Below are 19,358 nucleotides of genomic sequence, written 5' to 3'. Positions count from 1 at the left end.
CTAACTAACCGGTCAATAAAAAATTTATGAGTGTTATGAATGTATCTCTTCTAAGAAACCTTCCTTACCCTTCTCTGATGTTAGCTTGCTTACTACTATTCCTGCTATGAAGGAAGCTGGAACGCTGTAGAGCGCCGGTTGCACTAGTACGGGTATTGGACCTAAGGCCTTGGCACCCCCTAGTCTCAGTAATACGAATAGAACTGCTACTATTAGACCTACCAACATTGACGCTAGAGCTCCTTGCCTAGTGAAGTCTTTCCACCATAAGGTCATTATTAGAGTAGTTGCGAAGGAGCTGGCGGCGATACCGAACGCTAGGACTACTAAGTAGGATACGTCGAATCCCTTTAGGACTAGTCCACCTATTATCGCTATTGCACCAACTATTATTGCTACTATCCTGGCCACGAGGAGTTGTTCCTCTTCACTAGCCTCTCCTCTCTTTATTATGTTTGTATAGAGATCATATGCGACGCTGTTTGTTGCGGCCACCATTAGACCTCCTACGGTTGAGAGGATCGCAGCGAATGCTCCAGCAGCGGCTAGACCCATGAGGAATTCACCACCCAATATCTTTCCACTTACGACCACTGGCATGTTCTTTGCCCACGGAGCGTAGCCGGTCACGAGCCAGTAGGTTATCAATGAGAAGAGCACTGTACCGGCGGCGAATCCAACGAATATAGAGAATAGGTAGAACAGACCTATGTTGAATATCGCTCCAACCGTTCCCTTCCTTGCATCTTCGGGTCTCGGTACCGTATAGAAGTAGATTAGAATGTGTGGCAGGCCCATGGTTCCTAGTATTATACCTAAGGCCAAGCTCAACTGGTTCCATATGTCTCTAGCGAACGCACCAGGTTGGACGAGTCTTATTACATCCGGGTTCTTCTCAATTATCTGACCAGCCAGTTGCAGACTCTTCTCTAGTGCTTCAGTGAACTTTATGTTATCTAGGGAGGGCACGTAGCTCTTAAGTAGCTCTTGGGAAACCAGTTTCTTAGCTATTGCCGGTGGTGGTACCTGATAGGCTTTATCGATTATCGCGCTAGGACCGCCGAAGAACGCTAGGTAACCTAGGAATATAGCTAGCATTGCGAACCATAATACGAGCGCTTGGAACACTTGGCTGTATACAGTGGATCTTATACCGCCCATCATGACTACTAGTACTACTATTGCTCCAACTACTACAACAGCTACGTGATAGGGCCAGTCGAGGAGTAGGCTCATCAGAGAGCCTGCACCAATCATTTGTGGTATCATGTAGAACGTCGAAATAATTACAGTTGATATCATTGCTAAAGCTCTTAGCTCCTTAGAGCCTACGTATCTTTCGTTCAGTACGTCAGCCACAGTGAATTTACCGATCTTCCTTATGTACTCAGCCGCGATTACTAATACGAGCACCCATCCGGCGAAGTACCCTATAGGGTCCCATACTCTATCCAACCCGAAGTTACTGATACCTCCAGCCACTCCCAAGAAGGAAGCGGCGCTGAGGTAGTTGGAAGTCAATGCCCACGCAATTAGTATCCACGGCACGGATCTACCAGCAGCGTAGAAGTCTTGAATGCTCCTCACTCTTTTATAGCTCCACCAAGCTATACCCATAGTTACGGCAGCAACTACTATAACCATTATGAGAGCTACTATCGAGAACATACCTATCACCTCCTCTCCTTACCTCTTAGGTAAGTGTATAGGAGAACAGTTCCCCAGGTTATGGGGAACATTAGCAAAGCGTAGAGCAATCCAACGGTCAGTCCGCCAGCAATCGGTGTTCCGGCAACATCCTTTAGACCGCCGAAGAGTACGGCCATTCCGAAGTATATTATCAAGTATGGTACAATCACCGTTAACTCTATGTTCCTCACTACCTCCACCTCCGCACCCATCTCTTCGTATACATGTATATAAAGGTTAATATTGTTACCGTACGGTAAATATATATTTGTATATGTATACCGAAAGAAATATTTGTAAGATTTCCAATAAACGTTATGGAGGTTTGGAATCTTGGAGAAGGTTCTACTGGCTTACGATGGTTCAAAGCCTTCAAAGGACGCCCTGAACTTCACTAAAGACTTCGCGAAGAAGTTGAACGCGAAAGTCTACGTCCTTTACGTAATAAACGTCGACGTTGCAACAGAACTTTTCGGCGAATATCACGGTAAAATAGCTGAGGAGCTGGAGGAGAAAGCCAAGGAAGTTATCAATGAGGCAGTGAACGTGTTGAAAGAAAGTGGGATAGAAGCTGAAGGCGTAATCGATGCCGGTACTCCTGCGGAGAAGATAGTTGAAAATGCCAAGAAATTTGACGTCTACGTAATAATTCTAGGTGCGCACGGTTATAGTGGTATAAAGAAGTTGTTAATTGGAAGCACTTCTGAGAAGGTTATTCGGTTAAGCGATAGACCCGTGCTAATAGTTAAGTGATGTTTTTCAATACCATAATGCGGGAAGCTCGTTTAAAACTTCCCAGCCGTTCCTCTTTACTACTACCATTTGCTCTACTCTAATTCCACCTTCCCCTTGGAAGTAAATGCCGGGCTCTATTGTAACTACATCTCCTTCAACTAGCACGTCGTTAGATGAGGGCGAGAGATAAGGTGGTTCGTGAATATCAGCCCCAACACCGTGTCCGAGACCATGGATAAACGCTTTCTCGTAACCGTACTCTTTCAAGACGTTTCTAGCTATTGCGTCTATATCAGAGGCTCGAACGCCTTCCCTCACAGCCTTCATCGATTCGTTGACTGCCTCAAGTACAGCTATCATCCATTCAGATCTTCTATCTGGTGCGAACGTTCTCGTGATATCGCTTCGGAATCCATTCACTACGGCACCGAAATCGAAGAGCGCGATCTCGTTTAAGCCCCACTTCCTAGCGCTTGGTATGTGATGAGGCTCCGCCGAGTTCTCGCCGAAGGCTGAGATGGTATTGAACGCGTATTCTTGAGCACCTAATTCCCTCATGCGCATCTCAAGTATGCCGGCGGCTTGAAGCTCCGTAATGCCTTCTCTCAACTCTTCCCAAGTTATTTTGAAGGCATCTTCGGCTATTTTCAAGGCTGACTTAATTGTCTTAAGCTCGTATTCGTCCTTAGACCTTCTTAGCCTCGCTATCTCTTTCGAGACGTCCTTCGCCTTAAATTCACTTACTAGTGAATTGGCTTGAGAGTAGTTCAAATAGGCTAAGTCCGCATAGTATGGACCACTGCATAGATCTCTTACTTTCTTCCAGAGAGAACCTCTTGGGCCTTCTATTACCTCTATCCACTCGACGGATTTCCTTATCCTATCTAGTTCTAATTTCGGGGCGACCATGACTTCCTTCGTTTCATCTATTAGAACGATGCCTCCTTCCGTGCCCACTAACCACCTCACATTAGATGGACTAGCTATTATTACACATCCATTCCTTTTCAGTAACTCAACCTTTCTCCTGTAAGATTGTTCCGCGTACAATCCGACTAACCATGTCTCATATATCATCAGTAAGAGGGAAATTAACATATCCTAGGAACTAGTTCGCCTATGGGCTTTTCTAATATCCTTAGACCTCCTACCCGGGTCTTTAGAACAACGTAGCCGCTCTTGCCTCCCTTTACCTCGCCTATAGTCCTGGCTTCCTCGTAGCCTTCCTTCCTTAAGGCCTCTAACGCCTCTTCTTCTATAGATGGATCTACTACGAAAATTGCTTGTCCTTCCGAAGCCAGAGCGAGAGGTTCAACCCCAAGCATTTCAGCATAGGTCCTCACTTCGTTCTTCATTGGTATTGCGTCTTCGTAGACCACTATGCTATTGCCCGATCTCTCGGCTATTTCGTTTAAAGCCATCGCTAGACCTCCTCTCGTGGGGTCCTTAGCGCTTCTCAAGTTGTCTCCGAACTTCCTTAATGCCCTTACTGCACTCCAAATCGGTCTGACGTCGCTTTTGAGCGTCTCAACTTTAAGGTTGAACTGGAGCGCCAGGATAGTGGCTCCGTGATCTCCAACGGGTCCGGTTACTATGATCTTGTCCCCTGGACGGGCCCGGTCGAGAGTTAGCAAGGGTTCTTCAGCGATACCTATTCCAACGGTAGCAATGACTATCTTGTCAATGCTTCCCTTAGGCATAACCTTCGTGTCACCGCCTAATAACGCGACGTCCATGGAATTCGCTACTTCAGCCATCGAATTTAATATGGTCTTTAAATCCCTCAAAGGGAAACCCTCTTCAACTATAATTGCGTCCATGAGAGCCTTCGGCTCCGCTCCCATGACAGCGACGTCGTTTAAGGACCCGGAGGCAGCCAGCTTGCCTATGTTACCCCCAGGGAAGAAAGGCGGATTAACAGTGTAGCTATCGATACTGATTACTAAATGTTTTCCATCGCCAATTGGAATGGTAGCACCGTCTTCCATGTCCTCTAGGCCTACTCCCCCCAAGCTTCTTAGCTTAAAGAGCGGTAGAATGAATCTCTTTACGAAGTCTTCCGTATCCTTTCCTCCAGAACCTATTGCTAAGGTAACACTCAACGAATCCACCTCAGTAGACTTGAGACCGTTTGAAATTAAATTAAGTTTGAGTAACCTCTTCGTTCTCGGCAAACACTTAAAAACGGAATTTTTGGAATGCTGATGGGTGCGGGGGTGCCCGAGCCTGGCCAAAGGGGTCGGGCTTAGGACCCGATGGCGTAGGCCTGCGTGGGTTCAAATCCCACCCCCCGCACCAAGTACCTGCGCGGGAGGCTGAGAAGGGGCGTGATCACGTTAAAGGCCGATGAATCATCTGCTCTGCTTGTCCGAGAGCACGGGAAAATATACGCCTTATTCTACCGCAATGGAAAAAGCATTCTAATTAGTGAATCAGGAGAGGAAATTACCGTTCGACGATCCATAATCGACAGTTATCCATACCTAATTGCTAAGCTAGATAGTGAGGGCGCTAAAGTAGTTGTAAAGCGATCCATAGGATACGATGTGGCTGAAGTAAATGGAAACAAGATATACGGTAGAACGCTTTTCGACGTCAAGTGGACAGGCGAGGTACTTCCCTTTTACGACATGAATTCGAGAAATGTAATAGACTTAGTTACTGGTAAAACGATAGTTAACGATTTAGGAAACGTCTTACCAGTTCGCTCGAACAGATGTGGAGGAATAACCAAGCTAAGGATTTTCGTTGTAACTCCGAAGGGAACCCAACTCTTAGAGATAGATGAACGAGGAAACGTAAAGGTAATAGCGAGAACTCCAATTAGGGTTGAAGGAGTTACTCCTTCCGGTACAGCTTACAAGTGCTTCGAAAGCGAATGTTACTATATAGACTGTAATGGACTAAAGATGCGAATAAGGAACGCCTTCCGAATAGTAGGCAATGCTCTCCTAGCAAAGGATCACGTGGTATATGAATTACTCAGGAGCGGAAGCGGCAACAACGAAGTTAACAGGATGCTTGCAATAGATAGCAACGGCTACCCTAAGACGCCTTCTCAACCTCTAAGGGACGTGACACTGATAGATAGTAGAGGTTACGAGATATTAGTATCTGGATACAGAGTATCGAATAAAACCGAGCTTTGGTGCGTGGCCGTATTTAAGCTAGAAGCGCAAGAGATAGTCCCAAAGTACGCGCTGTGTGACAACTATCCCTTAATTCTTGATGATGAGATATTGTTCAATGATAAAGGCGATCTGGTCGCCCTTAGGGGCAAGTCACTCGAAAAGATCGAAGTTACTTAACTTTCCTTTAGAGTCTCAATCTTCTCAACGATCTCATTTATATTGACTGGACCCTTAAGTTGGAGTTCCAATGCTATAGCCGAATCCTTGAAGACCAACATTAGAGGTAGGTTATTCGGAGAAATTCCCAAGGCCAGCATCGTTGCGTATGCTTCAATATTATTTGTACAATTGGAAGGATAGCTTTTACACCCGAATTCAACCACTGTTACGTTCCTAGAGACCAATTCCTTCTTTATTATGTCCCAATAGGGACTAGTGTGGTTACCATCATAGAAATACGCGACTACTAGACCTCTGGCCGGAGGTTTCCAAGCCACTTTGAGTATTTGGTACCATGCGGCTAATAGGGTAGCTATCTCTTGCGGGGACATGCCTACCACGTCTATTGGCACGAGGAATCCTCTATATGAGATTATAACGAGTGGAACTTGCGAGACCCTGTAGAGCTTGAAGTTTACTAGGCTTTCCTTATCTTGACAGCTAGGGAATCCGTTGCATTGGAATACTTTCATAACTATTGAGGTATTAGAGAATAGTTCGCTTCGCTTGAGGGAGTTTATTGCTTGAGTAACGTTGCTTAACGTTTCAGGACATAAGGGACATTCCTTTATTGATGCTCCGAAGAACATCACTGTGAAGTTAGATGGAGATGGAATGTATCTGTACTTTAACAGCTCCTCACGCGATATGACGTTACTACCGCTTCCTCTAGGTGCTAACATGATAATGGTTTCACCGATGAACATTAAGATGAATAACGATGACGCTATTATTAGTAAGTTCTCTTTTTTACCCCTGCTCTTCGACCTTCTAGCCAACGAAACTTCCCTAAAGGGCTCAACTAGAAAGGCTATTAATATCGCTTCGAAGCGTTTAAGTCGCGGAATGAACGAAGGTAGCAAAGCTGAATTCGTGAAGAACCCGCAACGAGGTGACCGCAATTATATGAAATCTATTTCTACTTTACTTCCACAACACTCGAGAGAATAGTGGCCCTCGCTTACCTTTACTATTGGTAGTATAGTACCTAATAGTAGGCACCCATCTGGAGCTTTAGATTTCAGAAGCTCTTCGTTCCTTCTAAGCTTATCTGAATTTATCTTTCCTTTTAGAAGCAAATTCGGACCCTCTAGTACGACTTCCCCTTCGAAGGACTGAAGTTCATCACCTACCACAACTCGATACGACCCAGCGATATCAGCTATTATTTCTAGGTAATTCAATTCGTCCCACTTCTTCCCATACCTGTTGTCAGGGACTTCGAAGGATATGAAGTAAGACCCATTGCAGTAAAATATTTCCGGCTCCAATATTGGGTCGCTTAGCTTGGATAGGTTAATGGAGCTGCCGTTTCCTAAGACACCTTTCTCAAATATTGGTCCGAAAATTGGGCCTCCTCCAAACTTAGCTCTACTCTCTTCGCTAGTAAGCCCTATCTTCATACCTATTACTTCGCCCCATACGCTCTTCGCCACCTCTATTACGTTTCTCTGTACCTCGTAAGCCTCGTTCTCGTCTTTAGGTGAGCACTTCCAACCTTTTTCGCTAAGTGCCTTTAACCAAGCTTGAGCGTTACAAGTGTTCTCGGACGACATTGGCTATCACCTCTGCCAGTAATGGGGGTACGGACTCGCCCACTTGGTTGTATTGCGAGTCCCTTCCCCCTAGGAAGATGAAATTGTCTGGATAGCTCATTAATCTAGCTTGCTCTCTAACAGTTAGGATCCTATTCTCATATGGGTGTATGAACCTGCTACTTCCCAATACTGTGGGCGCCAGTTTCTTGGGGTGAAGTCTAACCATGTTAGGGTACAACCTTCCGCCACTCCCTCTATAGTGTATCAGAGCCCCTCCCCACTTAATTTTTGCTATCCTCTTTAACTGTTTAGTGGAAAGTGAAGGGGGCTCGTGATTCGGTGGCCACTCCCTATTCGGCTGAGGGAGATCTTTCAAGGCCTCTTCTACAGTTACGGGCCTCTTGCATATTGGCTTAGGTTTTATTGGAACGTTTGAGACGAAAACCCGAACCCTATGAGATGGCACGCAGTAATCCTCTGCTCTAAGTACATTGAAATACACCTTCTCGTAACCAACCCTCTTGAACTCGTTAGCTATTGCCCTCTTGAGTTCTCCTTCGATGAGACCTTTCACGTTTTCCATGACGAAAACCTTTGGTTTCAAGTCCCCCACGATTCTTATAAAATGAAGAACCAATCTACCTATTGGATCCTTATAGAGCCTATCTAAGGGATTGATTTCCCTTTTCGGGTTAGCTGCAGTATAGGGTTCGCACGGTGGGGAACCAATTATCACGTCCGGTGTGCCTCCAAGTCTTTCTAGAACTCTGGACGATAGCTTGGAAATGTCTTCATTTAATGCAAGGGCCTTCTTGTGATTAGCTGCATAGCTCCTTATAGCTGCCCTATCGTTATCAACCCCAATAACGCTCTCGAAACCGCTCCTTTCGAAACCGAGAGCGAATCCACCGGCCCCCGAGAACAAATCAAAGAGACTTTTCTTCATTTTCAATTTCCTCTTTGAGCTTATTTACGTATTTCTTGAGAATTACCTTCGATAAGTTATCTTCGTCCATCTCAAGGGGAGTCCCACACTTAGGACAAGTGAAATCATAGAGCATTGCTTCCGAGTACCTTAATCTAGTGAAGTCCTTAGGACAATAGAAGTAAACTTCGTTTTCTTCATCCTCTAACTTCTCTTCGAGTTTCTTCAAGACCTCCTTCTTGAGGAGCAATAGAGACTGGTTAAGCGTATCTCTCTCTATTCTCCAAAGGTAGTATATTTGATTGTTTTCGTCTTCTTTTTCCTTATAGCTCTTAACTAAGCCATACTCTTCGAATTTGTACAATACCTTTCGGACGTCATTGACCTTCATGCCTAAGTCGTCTGCAATTTGTTCTTCCGTTACCCCGTCGTATTTCATTAACTCCTTGAATACCATTACTCCTTCTTTTCCAGCCAATTTTTCAATGAACTTCAGCAACTCATCTAGAAGCTCCTTCGGAGTCTTCACTTCCTTTAACCACCCTTTTTCCCCTTCTCGAAGGAACTATCTTAATTTGAGGGTTCGCAGGCTCTCTGTAGAGCTCCTTACCATCAAACAACCTGTCCAAGAAAACGGCTAACGCTGCCACCTCCGAGTGTGGCTGGTTACCTACAGAAACGTTCCAATCGGCGAGATCATAGTATTCCCTGGGAACTTTCTCTGCACCCACTATTAGCAATAGATCGCTCTTGGTATCCTTTATCTCTTCTATTGCTTCGTCGAGCTTCATTCCATACATAGTTAGGTGAACTACCTTTCCGCGCGACTCTTTCCATTTCCTAACGTAATCTAGTGGCGATCTAACACATTCTATCTCTTCTAAGAAACGACCCCATCTGGACTCAGTCTCCCTTATTTTCTCTATTATCTTTTCGTCACATGGATTGAGCAAGAAACCGCTAGCTCCAAAGGCTCTCGCTACCAGTGCTACGTGAGTCGTTATCCTTTTGTCCCTCTCAGGTCTATGCCCTATTCGAAGCACGTAAACCTTCAAGACACTTCCTCCAAGTACTCTAAGCGGTCAATCATTTCATCTTTGATATCCATTATAGATGAAGTTAGCTCGGATTTAACCTCCTTTCCTTCCCTTTCAAGAGATTTAATGACGTCGTAGGCTATTTTCAATGCTTCATCTAGTAAGTCATCCATAACGTCCAATACGTCTTCCTTGTCTTCCCCTTCATCTATCATCTCTTGAGCGATTTCTTCCATTTTGTCCCAATCAACGCCAATTCTAACTCTAAACACGGGCCCCTTCTTTACGACCACGTAGAAGGGAGAGTTCGGTATTAGTAGTAGTTCTTCATCGTCCTTGCTAACCCGTTGTAACTTGAACTTCTTCGCAGCATCTGAAATGGAAGTCATCTCTTCCTCCAAGTCGGAAACTGAAAAAAGGTGATTTTAGCTATTCTTCAGAGCCCCAATTCTTTCGCGAGCGTCCTTATGAGTTCTCCTCCTCCGAACTTAGCCCATATAGCGCACGTACCTTCATCGCTCACCATACACGGACCAATGGGATTGGTAGGCGTACAAGTCTTCTTGAAATGAGGACAATCGGTAGGTTTAGCTATTCCCAAGTTTATTTGAGCGCACTTGCATCCCGGCGGTAGCTCCCGTTCAGTCGGTTTCACTTCGAGACCATACTCCTTTGAAGCATCGTACTTAGAGTATGCGTCCCTAAATTCTAAGCCGCTATTCGGTAGGACGCCTATCCCTCTCCAATAGGCATCCGTTACATAGAACACTTCGTTAACCCTCTTCCATGCGATCACGTTGCCTTCTGGTTTTACTACCCTCGAATACTCGTTCTCCAGTCTAGCTTCGCCCTTCACTATCTGCTTTAATAACCAAACTAGAGCTACCATGTAATCGTACGCTTCGAAACCCGCTACAACTGTAGGTAACCCGTATTTCTCTGGTAGATACTTCCACGCGTTCGCACCTATAATCGATGAAACGTGACCCGGAGCAATTATTCCATCAAGAGGTACGCCTAGGTCCTTGTGAGCTTCCAACGCTTTATCGAGCCCCGGAGCAGTTAATCTATATACTGAGAATATCTTTAAGTTCTCGGGAACCTTTCCTAAATACACCGGAGACGCAACCGTTGGAACAGTTGTTTCGAAACCCACTCCGAAGAAAACGGCTTCTTTGCCGTGTTCCCTTGCGTCTTTCATTGCGTCTAGAAAACCGTAAACGACCTTTACGTCTCCGCCTCTCGCCCTAGCAGTAGCTAAACTTCCCTTCGTCCCCGGTAGCTTGTAAACGTCGCCGTAAGCGTATACTCGAACTCCTTCAAGGGAGAGCTTTATCATTTCGTCTACGGCCGAAGCGGGGGTTATGCAAACTGGACAACCCGGTCCGGCAATTATCTCCAGCTGAGGTGGAACCAGGCTCCTGAGACCGTTGTGAGTCACAGTATGTTCATGGGTTCCGCATACGTGCATTACCTTAATAACGTCTTTTCCCTTCTTCTCCAACGCTATCGGTAGTAATTTCTCAATAGCTCTGACGCTTTCTTCAATTACTTTAGTCTCGTAGTCCTTCGAGGTCGTTCCCCTTAATCTCGCGTTGCGCAAATAGTTCTAAAATCCTTAAGTTACGGAATCATAGCGACCTTCATATAGCTTCCTCGATGTTTCAATGAGAAGGTAGGCAAATTATGGAAACTAGGACCAGAAAGCTAGATCACCTGAGGATTACTTTACTGAACGACGTAGAGGCCGGGGATACTTGGTTTAAGTACGTTAAATTGATTCACCGCGCTGCACCGGAACTCGACCTCAACGAAGTGGACACGCGAATCGAACTATTCGGCAAAACGCTTAACGCACCAATTATCGTAACTGGGATGACTGGTGGCAACGAGCATAGCGCCAAGATAAACGCGACCATTGCGGAAGTCGTTGAGGAATTGGGACTGGGAATGGGGGTAGGCAGCCAGAGGGCTGCTATAGAGGACCCCTCGCTTTCTTGGACATATAGAATAGCGAGGGAAAAGGCCCCTAACGCTTTACTCATAGCAAACATAGGCGCGCCTCAGTTATTGAAGGGTTACGGCGTAACTGAAATTAAAAAAGCAATAGAAATGATCGACGCTGATGCAATAGCGATACACTTGAACGCTGCCCAAGAAGCCTTCCAGCCAGAAGGCGATGTTGACTTCAAGGGAATAATAGACAAAGTCGCAGAAATCGTCGATGAGTTAGACACGCCGGTAATAATTAAGGAAACCGGAGCTGGAATAGATTACGAAACCGCAAAGGCATTCAATGAAGTGGGTATCCAAGCCTTCGACGTTTCCGGTTGTGGCGGAACCAGCTGGGTGAAAGTCGAAATGTATAGAGCATACGAGAAGGGCGAGGAAGAGTTGGGCTTAGCGGCTTCCTGGTTAAGCGACTGGGGAATTCCCACTGCCGCTTCCATAATGGAAGTTAGGACTGCGGCTCCAAACTCGATAATAATAGGGTCCGGTGGAATTAGAAATGGTATGGAAGCAGCGAAGGCGCTAGCGCTAGGTGCAGACGTAGTTGGAGTAGCGCTACCTGCTCTCAAGGCAGCCTATGCCGGGAAAGAGGAGTTAAGGAAGTTCATGAAGGCAATGATGATAGCGATAAAAGCAGCTCTATTCTTAACGTCTAGTCCGAACGCCGAAGAGATAAAAGGAAAGGCGGTAATATTCGGTCCACTTAAAGAGTGGATTATAGAGAGAGGCCTCTACGAATATTGGTTGGGATCGAACAAACCGAAAAGAAAATAAAGAGACCCCGTAGGGAGCTAAGACGGGTCCCGGCCACAGCGACCGGGCAACACCCGGACCCATATCGAACCCGGAAGTTAAGCCGGTCGCGCGGGGTTAGGCAGTGGCGTCCGAGAGGCGCCGCAGCCGCCCCGTGCCGGGACCCATTACATTTACATATTTCTCAGCAACCCTCGCCACCCCGGTGAAATCGTGAGATTAACAATCCCGCTTATCCTTCTGATAGCTATCCCAACGCTAGCCATTGTAATTGTGTCCTCCTCACCCATTACGTTAATTGACGCGCTCGGGAGGAACGTAACTATATTTAATTACCCTCCTAAGAAGGTCATCGCCCTAACGCCGGCCATTGCGGAGAGCGTATGTGTAATGAACTGTTCGAAACTCGTAGCAACCGTTCAACCAGTCGATTGGCCAGCTCAATTGGTTAACGCGACCGGGAGTGGTAGGGTAACGATCATAGGAACGTTCTGGATGCCCAATATAGAAAAAATAGCTTTACTGGAACCGGACCTCGTAATAGCTGATGAAGGCGCTGACCTAAGGATGATAGGCAAACTCAACGAACTAGGCTTCCCAGTCCTCTTTACAAAGGGAGGCGCGTGTGACTCGATAGGCTGTATAGAGCGCGATTTAACCCTAATTGGAAAGGCTATCGGCGAACTCGATAGGGCAGGGGAAGTAGTTAAATGGATCGAGGAGAACGTAACCAAGGCCTCAGAGGAATCCTTGAAATATCCATTAGTGAAAGTAGTAATTCTCTTCTACCCGTTCTCCTGGGGCATCTATGCGGTAGGCAATGGAACTTTCATTAGCGATTTAGTCAATAAGCTGAACGCCGTAAACCTCATAGGACAACTAGGGTGGCCTAGGATAACCAAAGAGAAACTCCTATCATTAAATGCGGACGTAGTAATATTATTGAGTGGGAAAGGAATTGATCCGCAAGGGGCCGTTAAAGATGCTAAAGCCTTGGGCCTAAGGGCAAAGCGAATATGCGTAATCTATGGAACGTACGCGGACGTCGTTCAGAGACCGGGACCTCGGATAAGTCAAGCGCCATGGATACTACTAAAGGCTCTCCACGCGCTTGTAAAAGATCCATCTGGCTTGTATTGCTCTGGCTAGCCTCCTTCTTTTCTTCCTTGAGCCTAGGCGGTAGCGGATTCGCGAACCCTCTCCAGCTCTCGGGAGTAGTCTTAGAAATACGAATTCAAAGAGTTATAGTGGATAACCTAATTTCCTTGTCCTTGGCTTTACCAACGCTCTTACTTCAAAAGGAGCTTTCGAACGACTTAGTCGACCCATACGTCTTAGGTACTCTTTCGGGCGCCTTCTTGTTCATTTCCTTGGGGGCATTGATATTCGGCTTAATTGCCCTCCAACAAAGCACGTCCTTTGCGCTGGGCTTCCTCGGCTCTCTAATAGTTGGCACGTTCGTTGCGTTCGCGTCCCTTAGAGGAGGTGCCTCTAAGGCGCTAATTATGGGCCTAGCTATCTCCATTTCCCTACAAGGCCTTTCCTCTCTCTTGGCCTACTTGGTAGCCTCATCTCTCAATAGACCTTTCTTGCCTTTGCTTCTGGGGACGACGGAATACGTAGATCGAAGCACTGCTTTCAGTCTGGCAATAGCTTCAGTTCTAGCGTTAGTTGGTTCAATTGCTCTAATCGATGAGGCCACTGCAGTCGGCTTCGGGGAAGATTTCGCTAGGAGCCTAGGGATAAAACCGGAAAGGACCTTGGCTAAGAGCGTCATCGTTGCGTCTATAGGAGCTGGCTCGGTAACGGGTTGTTGTGGCATTCTACCGTTCTTGGGCCTAATATCAGCGAACATAGGAAAGAGATTGTGTCCCCTAGAGCCCTACTATGAAATATTTACTACGTTTTTAATTGCATCGACTGTAATGATGACATCAGACGCCTTAAGTAGCTACGTAGAGACGCCATACGGTTCACTGCCCGTAGGCGCCTTCCTTTCAACGATGGGGGGCCTCTCCTTAGCTCTCCTAATACTAAGAAGCGAACTGATATAGACAAGTGAAACGCATTTGCATACGGTCCAGTTCAGGAGGTAGGAGCGCCTTGGAAGGCATGGTTGACATTACCGGAAAGGAAGTTGTTTATAGGGAAGCGATAGCGGAAGGAATTATAAGGCTCAAGAAAGAGACACTGGATAGAATATATGAAGGCGAAATAGAAAAGGGGAACGTTTTCGAGATAACTAAGGCAGTAGCGATAAACGCGGCTAAGGCCACTCCGTCCCTCTTGCCCTTCTGTCACCCAATTAGGATAACATACGTTGGTGTTAAGTATGAGAGATTGGATGAGAATAGACTAAAGGTTAGAGTTAAGGTCAAGGCAACGGAAAAGACCGGCGTTGAAATGGAAGCGTTAACTGCCGTAAGCACTGCTCTTCTCAATATTTGGGATATGGTTAAAAAATACGAGAAGGATCTAGAGGGACAGTACCCTGAAACGTGGATAGAGAGAATTGAAGTAGTACAAAAGGTAAAGAAGTAAAACTTAGTACTCTCTCTGGTTTAAGATACCGACGTGAACATAGGTTGCTTGAGAGAGGCGTCCTACCGACAATAGTGCTCGTAGGGATAGCCTTATTGCTCTTGGCAATCGTAACGTCGTTCTACTTTGGAATACTGAAGTTCCGTGAAACGCGTGAAGTAAAGGTAGTTCAAGGAATAGAGAATTTCGTACCTCTAAAGGGATGCGATTTGTACTTCAAGAATTACAAGTATACCACGCTTAAGAAGGTAGGTAAAGGACTACTAATTTTCACGTACTTGAAACCTTCAACGCATTTAGTGGTTACAGAGAAATGTTTCCTTACTGAAGTAACCTACGATATTGAGGTGACGACCAACGTTTACGCTTACGGTCCAGTATCAATTAACGTGTTAAGGGTAGGAGACTACTCGAAGGTAGTTTTCGGATACGATTGTTCGAACTGCGTAGTTAAGTATTCGATCAGTAACGGAGGCGTAGTGAGTAAAGAGGAGTTCCCCGGACTGCTCTCCCTAACGGTAGTAGGCAACGCTACCTTGGAACTAAAGCTTTTGAGCGATAGGGGCGAACTCAGGGGTTACGCAAAGATCTACCCCTATAGCGATGCTGATGGAGACGGATTGAATAGCTTCCTAGAGGGCCTTAAGGGAAGCAGCGACGCGAAGGTAGACACTGACGGAGACGGCCTCAACGACTACGAGGAAGTAGTAGTTTATCGGACCGATCCATCTAAGGTCGATACCGATGGAGACGACGTTAGGGACAAAACGGAACTCATTCTCGGAATTGATCCACTGAAACCGGATACTGACGGAGACGGGTTGAGCGATGGGAAGGAAATTTCGCTCAAAACCGATCCAAGGAACCCCGATACCGACGGAGACGGATTGAAGGACGGGGAGGAACTAATATATGGAACCAATCCTTTAGATCGAGATTCCGATAGGGACGGTTTGAGCGATGGAGACGAAGTACTTAAGTACAAATGCGATCCTTTGAAGATCGATACAGATGGAGACGGCTTAAGCGATTACAAGGAAGTGAAGATAGGCTCAGATCCAAATTCTAAGGACACGGACGGAGACGGCCTAGATGACGCAAAGGAGTTATCCTTAGGAACTAACCCTACCTCCCCTGACACCGACGGAGACGGGCTCAGTGATCTCGAGGAGTTGGAACTAGGCTTAGATCCGAAGGATAGCGATATAGATAAAGACGGTCTACTGGACGGCGACGAACTCAAGTTAGGCACCGACGTAAGGAACCCGGATACGGACGGAGACGGGCTGTTCGATGGTAAAGAGGTGGAAATAGGTTCGAACCCGCTCAGCAAGGACTCCGATGGCGATGGGTTAGAGGACGGCGAGGAGGTGAAGTTTTGTTCCTCGCCCATTTCAATTGATACCGACGGAGACGGGATTCCCGATAAGAGTGAAATTGAATTGAAGACGAGTCCCTGCAATAGCGATACCGATGGAGACGGCTTGGACGATGGGATGGAACTCAAGATCGGAACTGATCCGAGGGACCCAGATACCGATAAGGACGGATTGCCTGATGGAAAAGATTACGAAATAGCTGATCCATTTAATTACGATACCGATGGGGACGGAATCCCCGATGGCAAGGAATACAAGTTAGGCATGGATCCCAAAAGCGAAGACAGCGATCACGACGGATTATCGGATGCCAAGGAACTTCGAATAGGGACCGACCCCACGGATCCGGATACAGATGGAGACGGCTTAAGCGATTACTACGAGTACTATCACAACTTAGACCCTACCTCCGCCGATACCGACGGAGACGGACTGAGTGATAAAAAGGAACTGGACTTGGGCACGGATCCAAGGGACCCGGACTCGGACGGAGACGGCATACGGGATGGAGAAGACCAATGTCCCTTAACGCAAAATATCGGCGAAGTAATACTGAAAGTTCCCGAGCCTTATGAAATAGATAGAGCATGTGTTCAAGGAGATTGCAGTAGTAAGATATTCGATAGAGACATATACGTCTTCGAACTCGATTCGAACCCTCCCGAAGTTTACGTTAAAGCTAAAGTGATGCTATGTAAAGCTAGAACTATATTCAACATATGTACGGACGCGGATTACTGGGAAATAGAGGGACGCGTTGGTAGGGGCGAGAGCGCGAGCTTGTGTAACTGGTTCGTGTGCGTTAGAGTTACTTATAAGAGCGTCTGTCCGCAAGGATGAAGTTCTCATAAGCACATATTATTCTATCCGCAACCATCCACGAGTCTAGTAATTGCGGGAATACGTACGCTTTGTCTCTAGCTAACTTGTACGCGTCCAATCCGAAGTCCCCCCTCGGGAAGCCTTGAACTACGACGGGCAACCCTTCGGACGCCTCCCTCGCTATTTCTACCGGGTGTTTGAGGGGGGCGTTCGGTTCGAGCAATATCAAGCCGTCAGCGCCTATGTGGTTCTTAATCAGTCTCTCCAAGCTCATGTTCTTGAGCTCCATCAATGGCTCGCCCTCACTGGGCACTCTTCCTTCCTCGAACAGCTTTTCCATTATTCCCAAGAACCTATCGTAAGACCTAATCGGCTTAGTCTTTGGATTGACAATTATTACGTAATCCTGTAATGTATGAACGTATACCCTAAGCTTTCCCATGGCGTTAAGCGGCGATGAGAGGGCCGCTAACAAGAAGGCGAAAACCATGTCGGGTCTCCCCCTCTTTTCCTTATCCTTCAACTTGCTCATAGCATGGAAATGATAGCTCTTGTCTAGAATAACTTTCGTAGGCGGTTTGTTCCGCCTCTTTGCATAGCTTACGACTTGCGGATGAGACGCTATCTCCCTTGGAACCAGTTCTAATGCTGAGTAGGCCATTACCACGTGAAGAACGTTCAACGCGAAATCACCACTTCTCGTTCAATGCCTTGGACACAGCCATTATTACGGCCAACTTGCAGAACTCCGTCCTAGTTATCACATTTGAAGTCAGTACGCTGACCAGACCGCCCCTCTTACCTAAGTCCCTACCGCCCTTTTCCTCCATGAATTCGAAGAAGGAGCTCCTATCCCTCTCTATCTTTACGGCCCACCTTTCGGGTATTTCGAAACCCGGTGAGAGCCCGTAATGAATCGATTCTCCCTTCAATACAGCAGCGACGCTTACCATGAACGTCTTACCGTACATCTTGACTAGGCCAGATTCCAATCCGATATATAAGTCGGCGGGAACTCGCTTCTTAGCGCTCAGTGCCCTGTTACGCGCGCCCTCGAAGATTTCATCGTTTAAAGGTATTTCGTGTACCCCGCTTTCAACGTCTACGGGAATCACTATAGCGTCTATTCCCATTTCCTGAAGGGCCTTCGATACTGCGTTTAACTTAACTTCGTTCAAGCTCCCTACTGCCACCTTCATTACTTCAGCGCCCACCGGATTCAGTGCGAAGGGATCTAAATCAGCGGTGAACCGAGGTGAAGGTCACCTTAGTAGCATATTCCGAGATAGCCCTCAAAGGTAAGAAGCGAGGTCAGATGGAGTCCTTACTTCGGAACCAAGTAGCCAAGTTTCTCCATAGGAGGGGGTTCAGGGCGAAGGTAGAACTTGAATACGGAAGGATCCTAGTTCGAGGCGAGGCCCCTAAGGACTTAAGGAGGATGCCCGGAGTACACCACTTAATATATGCTCTTGTACTACCAAAGTTACCGCCTACGGAGCTGGTCGAAGAGGTCTCGAGCTTATATCCCAAGCTAGACCAATTCGCCGTAAGGGTGAGGAGGGCCGATAAGGCCTATCCAATGAAAAGCAACGAGTTGGCTGCCCTAATTGGTTCTAAAATAGAAGGAAACGTGAACCTAAGCTCTCCCAAAGTAACGCTTTACGTTGAAATAAGGAACGAAGTATACGTTTACACCTCAAGAGACGTGGTTGAAGGCGTTGGAGGCCTTCCTTACGGTTCCGAGGGAACGGCTTACGTTGATGTAACAGGAGAAGAGGGCTTGTTGGCGGCCGCTTTAATGGCTAGGAGGGGCGTGGAAGTAGTGCTTAGGGAGCCAATGGATGGCGTTGAGGAACTAGCCCGAGCTCTACCCAAGCCATTGGTAATTTCGAGAGACAAGTTCGAACCAATAGTCGGGGTTTCCAAGGGAACTATTATAGTTACGAGACCGTGCGTATTGAGAAAAACGTTAGAAAAAGTTAGACTGTTACTAAATAGGCACGTCTCGTGGAGAATTTGCGGCGTCTGAAATGAAGGTACTAATACTTTCCGATGCCCATATTCCGGATAGAGAAAAGGAGATACCCAAGGACCTGAGAGAAGTAATTGAAAGCAATGCGCCTTACGACCTCGTAATTTACGCTGGGGACTTAACTGGCGAAGAGGTATTGAGCTACTTGAAGACCCTTGGCGACGAAGTTCGCGCAGTAAGGGGGAACATGGATTACCTACCGCTTCCGGAAAAGATCACATTGGAATTGGATGGGAAGAAGGTTTTGGTGCTTCACGGTCACCAAGTCAGGCCCAGAGGCAATCTGAAGGCACTCAGCGAAATTGCTAGGAGGGAAGGTGCGGAAGTTATAATACACGGCCACCTCCACGTTCCTTTAATTGATAGGGTTGAGGGGATCGTTCACTTGAATCCGGGAAGCGTAACGGGAAGCTGGGGCGGTTACACCCTAGGCGGCACCCCTAGCTTTATGGAGTTACAGCTCCCATCTTGGAGATTGAAGTTATATCAGCTTAAGGGTAAGGAACTTCAAGTCTATGAGAAAGTTTTAACTAAATGAGGACTAGAT

Annotated in this window: 22 protein-coding genes, 1 tRNA gene and 1 rRNA gene; 11 read left to right on the top strand and 13 right to left on the bottom strand. The window is 46.6% G+C overall.

Annotated features, from left to right (window positions below; all coding sequences use genetic code 11):
* Positions 1–33: 33 nt before the first annotated feature.
* Together EYM_RS02765 and EYM_RS02760 are read right to left on the bottom strand one after the other, a co-directional pair.
* The gene (locus tag EYM_RS02765) at positions 34–1,668 is read right to left on the bottom strand and encodes a sodium/solute symporter (RefSeq protein ID WP_075050593.1); all 1,635 of its coding nucleotides are present in this window, start codon (positions 1,666–1,668) and stop codon (positions 34–36) included.
* Between the two features lie 5 nt (positions 1,669–1,673).
* Positions 1,674–1,889, bottom strand: coding sequence for a DUF485 domain-containing protein (locus EYM_RS02760; protein WP_075049570.1), 216 nt, complete (start codon positions 1,887–1,889; stop codon positions 1,674–1,676).
* A 133-nt stretch (positions 1,890–2,022) separates the two neighbouring features.
* Here EYM_RS02760 and EYM_RS02755 point away from each other — a divergent pair, with 133 nt between their 5' ends.
* Positions 2,023–2,442 carry a universal stress protein gene (locus EYM_RS02755; RefSeq protein WP_168050177.1) on the top strand — a complete coding sequence of 140 codons (420 nt, stop codon included), beginning with the start codon at positions 2,023–2,025 and terminating at the stop codon, positions 2,440–2,442.
* Between the two features lie 6 nt (positions 2,443–2,448).
* Here the strand turns inward: EYM_RS02755 and EYM_RS02750 are convergent, their stop codons facing one another.
* Positions 2,449–3,474: a M24 family metallopeptidase gene (locus EYM_RS02750; RefSeq protein WP_168050175.1), complete on the bottom strand. Its 1,026-nt coding sequence runs from the start codon at positions 3,472–3,474 to the stop codon at positions 2,449–2,451.
* 41 nt (positions 3,475–3,515) lie between these two features.
* Positions 3,516–4,598 carry a hydrogenase expression/formation protein HypE gene (hypE, locus tag EYM_RS02745; protein ID WP_236943431.1) on the bottom strand — a complete coding sequence of 361 codons (1,083 nt, stop codon included), beginning with the start codon at positions 4,596–4,598 and terminating at the stop codon, positions 3,516–3,518.
* A 36-nt stretch (positions 4,599–4,634) separates the two neighbouring features.
* Here hypE and EYM_RS02740 point away from each other — a divergent pair.
* Positions 4,635–4,722, top strand: a tRNA-Leu gene (locus tag EYM_RS02740).
* A 29-nt stretch (positions 4,723–4,751) separates the two neighbouring features.
* On the top strand, positions 4,752–5,732 hold the full coding sequence (locus tag EYM_RS02735) for a hypothetical protein (protein ID WP_075049567.1): 981 nt from the start codon (positions 4,752–4,754) through the stop codon (positions 5,730–5,732).
* Here EYM_RS02735 and EYM_RS02730 read toward each other — a convergent pair.
* The 7 genes from EYM_RS02730 to hypD all read right to left on the bottom strand — a co-directional run bounded on the left by EYM_RS02730 (position 5,729) and on the right by hypD (position 10,877).
* Entirely contained in the window at positions 5,729–6,553 is an 825-nt protein-coding gene (locus EYM_RS02730) for a hypothetical protein (RefSeq protein WP_168050173.1), read from the bottom strand. The two genes, EYM_RS02735 and EYM_RS02730, sit on opposite strands and share 4 nt — an antisense overlap.
* Before the next feature lie 123 nt (positions 6,554–6,676).
* Entirely contained in the window at positions 6,677–7,330 is a 654-nt protein-coding gene (locus EYM_RS02725; protein ID WP_075049565.1) for a hypothetical protein, read from the bottom strand.
* A complete protein-coding gene (locus EYM_RS02720; RefSeq protein WP_075049564.1) occupies positions 7,308–8,258 on the bottom strand; it encodes a DNA cytosine methyltransferase in 951 nt (316 codons plus the stop codon). Before EYM_RS02720 ends, EYM_RS02725 begins: the two co-directional genes overlap by 23 nt.
* Positions 8,239–8,766, bottom strand: a complete 528-nt coding sequence (locus tag EYM_RS02715; RefSeq protein ID WP_075049563.1) for a transcription initiation factor IIE subunit alpha family protein — start codon at positions 8,764–8,766, stop codon at positions 8,239–8,241. The genes EYM_RS02720 and EYM_RS02715 overlap by 20 nt, the downstream gene beginning before the upstream one ends.
* Positions 8,738–9,292, bottom strand: coding sequence for a tRNA (cytidine(56)-2'-O)-methyltransferase (locus EYM_RS02710; protein WP_075049562.1), 555 nt, complete (start codon positions 9,290–9,292; stop codon positions 8,738–8,740). Before EYM_RS02710 ends, EYM_RS02715 begins: the two co-directional genes overlap by 29 nt.
* Positions 9,289–9,663: a hypothetical protein gene (locus EYM_RS02705; RefSeq protein ID WP_075049561.1), complete on the bottom strand. Its 375-nt coding sequence runs from the start codon at positions 9,661–9,663 to the stop codon at positions 9,289–9,291. The genes EYM_RS02710 and EYM_RS02705 overlap by 4 nt, the downstream gene beginning before the upstream one ends.
* 47 nt (positions 9,664–9,710) lie before the next feature.
* Positions 9,711–10,877 (bottom strand): hydrogenase formation protein HypD, encoded by a 1,167-nt coding sequence (gene hypD / locus EYM_RS02700; RefSeq protein ID WP_075049560.1) that lies wholly within the window; start codon positions 10,875–10,877, stop codon positions 9,711–9,713.
* An 83-nt stretch (positions 10,878–10,960) separates the two neighbouring features.
* Here hypD and fni point away from each other — a divergent pair, with 83 nt between their 5' ends.
* From fni to EYM_RS02670, 6 genes are all read left to right on the top strand, one after another.
* Positions 10,961–12,058: a type 2 isopentenyl-diphosphate Delta-isomerase gene (gene fni / locus EYM_RS02695; RefSeq protein WP_075049559.1), complete on the top strand. Its 1,098-nt coding sequence runs from the start codon at positions 10,961–10,963 to the stop codon at positions 12,056–12,058.
* A gap of 25 nt (positions 12,059–12,083) precedes the next feature.
* Positions 12,084–12,203: ribosomal RNA gene (gene rrf, locus EYM_RS02690) — 5S ribosomal RNA — on the top strand.
* Between the two features lie 47 nt (positions 12,204–12,250).
* Positions 12,251–13,186: a helical backbone metal receptor gene (locus EYM_RS02685; protein WP_075049558.1), complete on the top strand. Its 936-nt coding sequence runs from the start codon at positions 12,251–12,253 to the stop codon at positions 13,184–13,186.
* Complete coding sequence (locus EYM_RS02680) at positions 13,174–14,091, top strand: iron chelate uptake ABC transporter family permease subunit (protein ID WP_075049557.1); 918 nt, start codon at positions 13,174–13,176, stop codon at positions 14,089–14,091. Before EYM_RS02685 ends, EYM_RS02680 begins: the two co-directional genes overlap by 13 nt.
* Before the next feature lie 58 nt (positions 14,092–14,149).
* Positions 14,150–14,578: a cyclic pyranopterin monophosphate synthase MoaC gene (gene moaC, locus EYM_RS02675; RefSeq protein ID WP_075050591.1), complete on the top strand. Its 429-nt coding sequence runs from the start codon at positions 14,150–14,152 to the stop codon at positions 14,576–14,578.
* A 44-nt stretch (positions 14,579–14,622) separates the two neighbouring features.
* Entirely contained in the window at positions 14,623–16,797 is a 2,175-nt protein-coding gene (locus EYM_RS02670) for a hypothetical protein (protein ID WP_075049556.1), read from the top strand.
* Here the strand turns inward: EYM_RS02670 and EYM_RS02665 are convergent.
* Positions 16,766–17,461, bottom strand: a complete 696-nt coding sequence (locus EYM_RS02665) for a hypothetical protein (RefSeq protein WP_083495005.1) — start codon at positions 17,459–17,461, stop codon at positions 16,766–16,768. The genes EYM_RS02670 and EYM_RS02665 overlap by 32 nt on opposite strands.
* A gap of 7 nt (positions 17,462–17,468) precedes the next feature.
* A complete protein-coding gene (locus EYM_RS02660; RefSeq protein ID WP_075049555.1) occupies positions 17,469–17,978 on the bottom strand; it encodes a DUF84 family protein in 510 nt (169 codons plus the stop codon).
* 56 nt (positions 17,979–18,034) lie between these two features.
* On the opposite strand from EYM_RS02660, the gene EYM_RS02655 reads away from it, so the two are divergent.
* Positions 18,035–18,808 (top strand): THUMP domain-containing protein, encoded by a 774-nt coding sequence (locus EYM_RS02655; RefSeq protein WP_075049554.1) that lies wholly within the window; start codon positions 18,035–18,037, stop codon positions 18,806–18,808.
* Between the two features lies 1 nt (position 18,809).
* Positions 18,810–19,349 carry a YfcE family phosphodiesterase gene (locus tag EYM_RS02650; RefSeq protein WP_075049553.1) on the top strand — a complete coding sequence of 180 codons (540 nt, stop codon included), beginning with the start codon at positions 18,810–18,812 and terminating at the stop codon, positions 19,347–19,349.
* Positions 19,350–19,358: the final 9 nt, after the last annotated feature.

The sequence above is a fragment of the Ignicoccus islandicus DSM 13165 genome (genome assembly GCF_001481685.1).
GTDB classification, from domain to species: Archaea; Thermoproteota; Thermoprotei_A; order Sulfolobales; family Ignicoccaceae; genus Ignicoccus; species Ignicoccus islandicus.
Note: the sequence above shows the minus strand (reverse complement) of the source record. Positions and strands in the feature narration are given on the sequence as shown.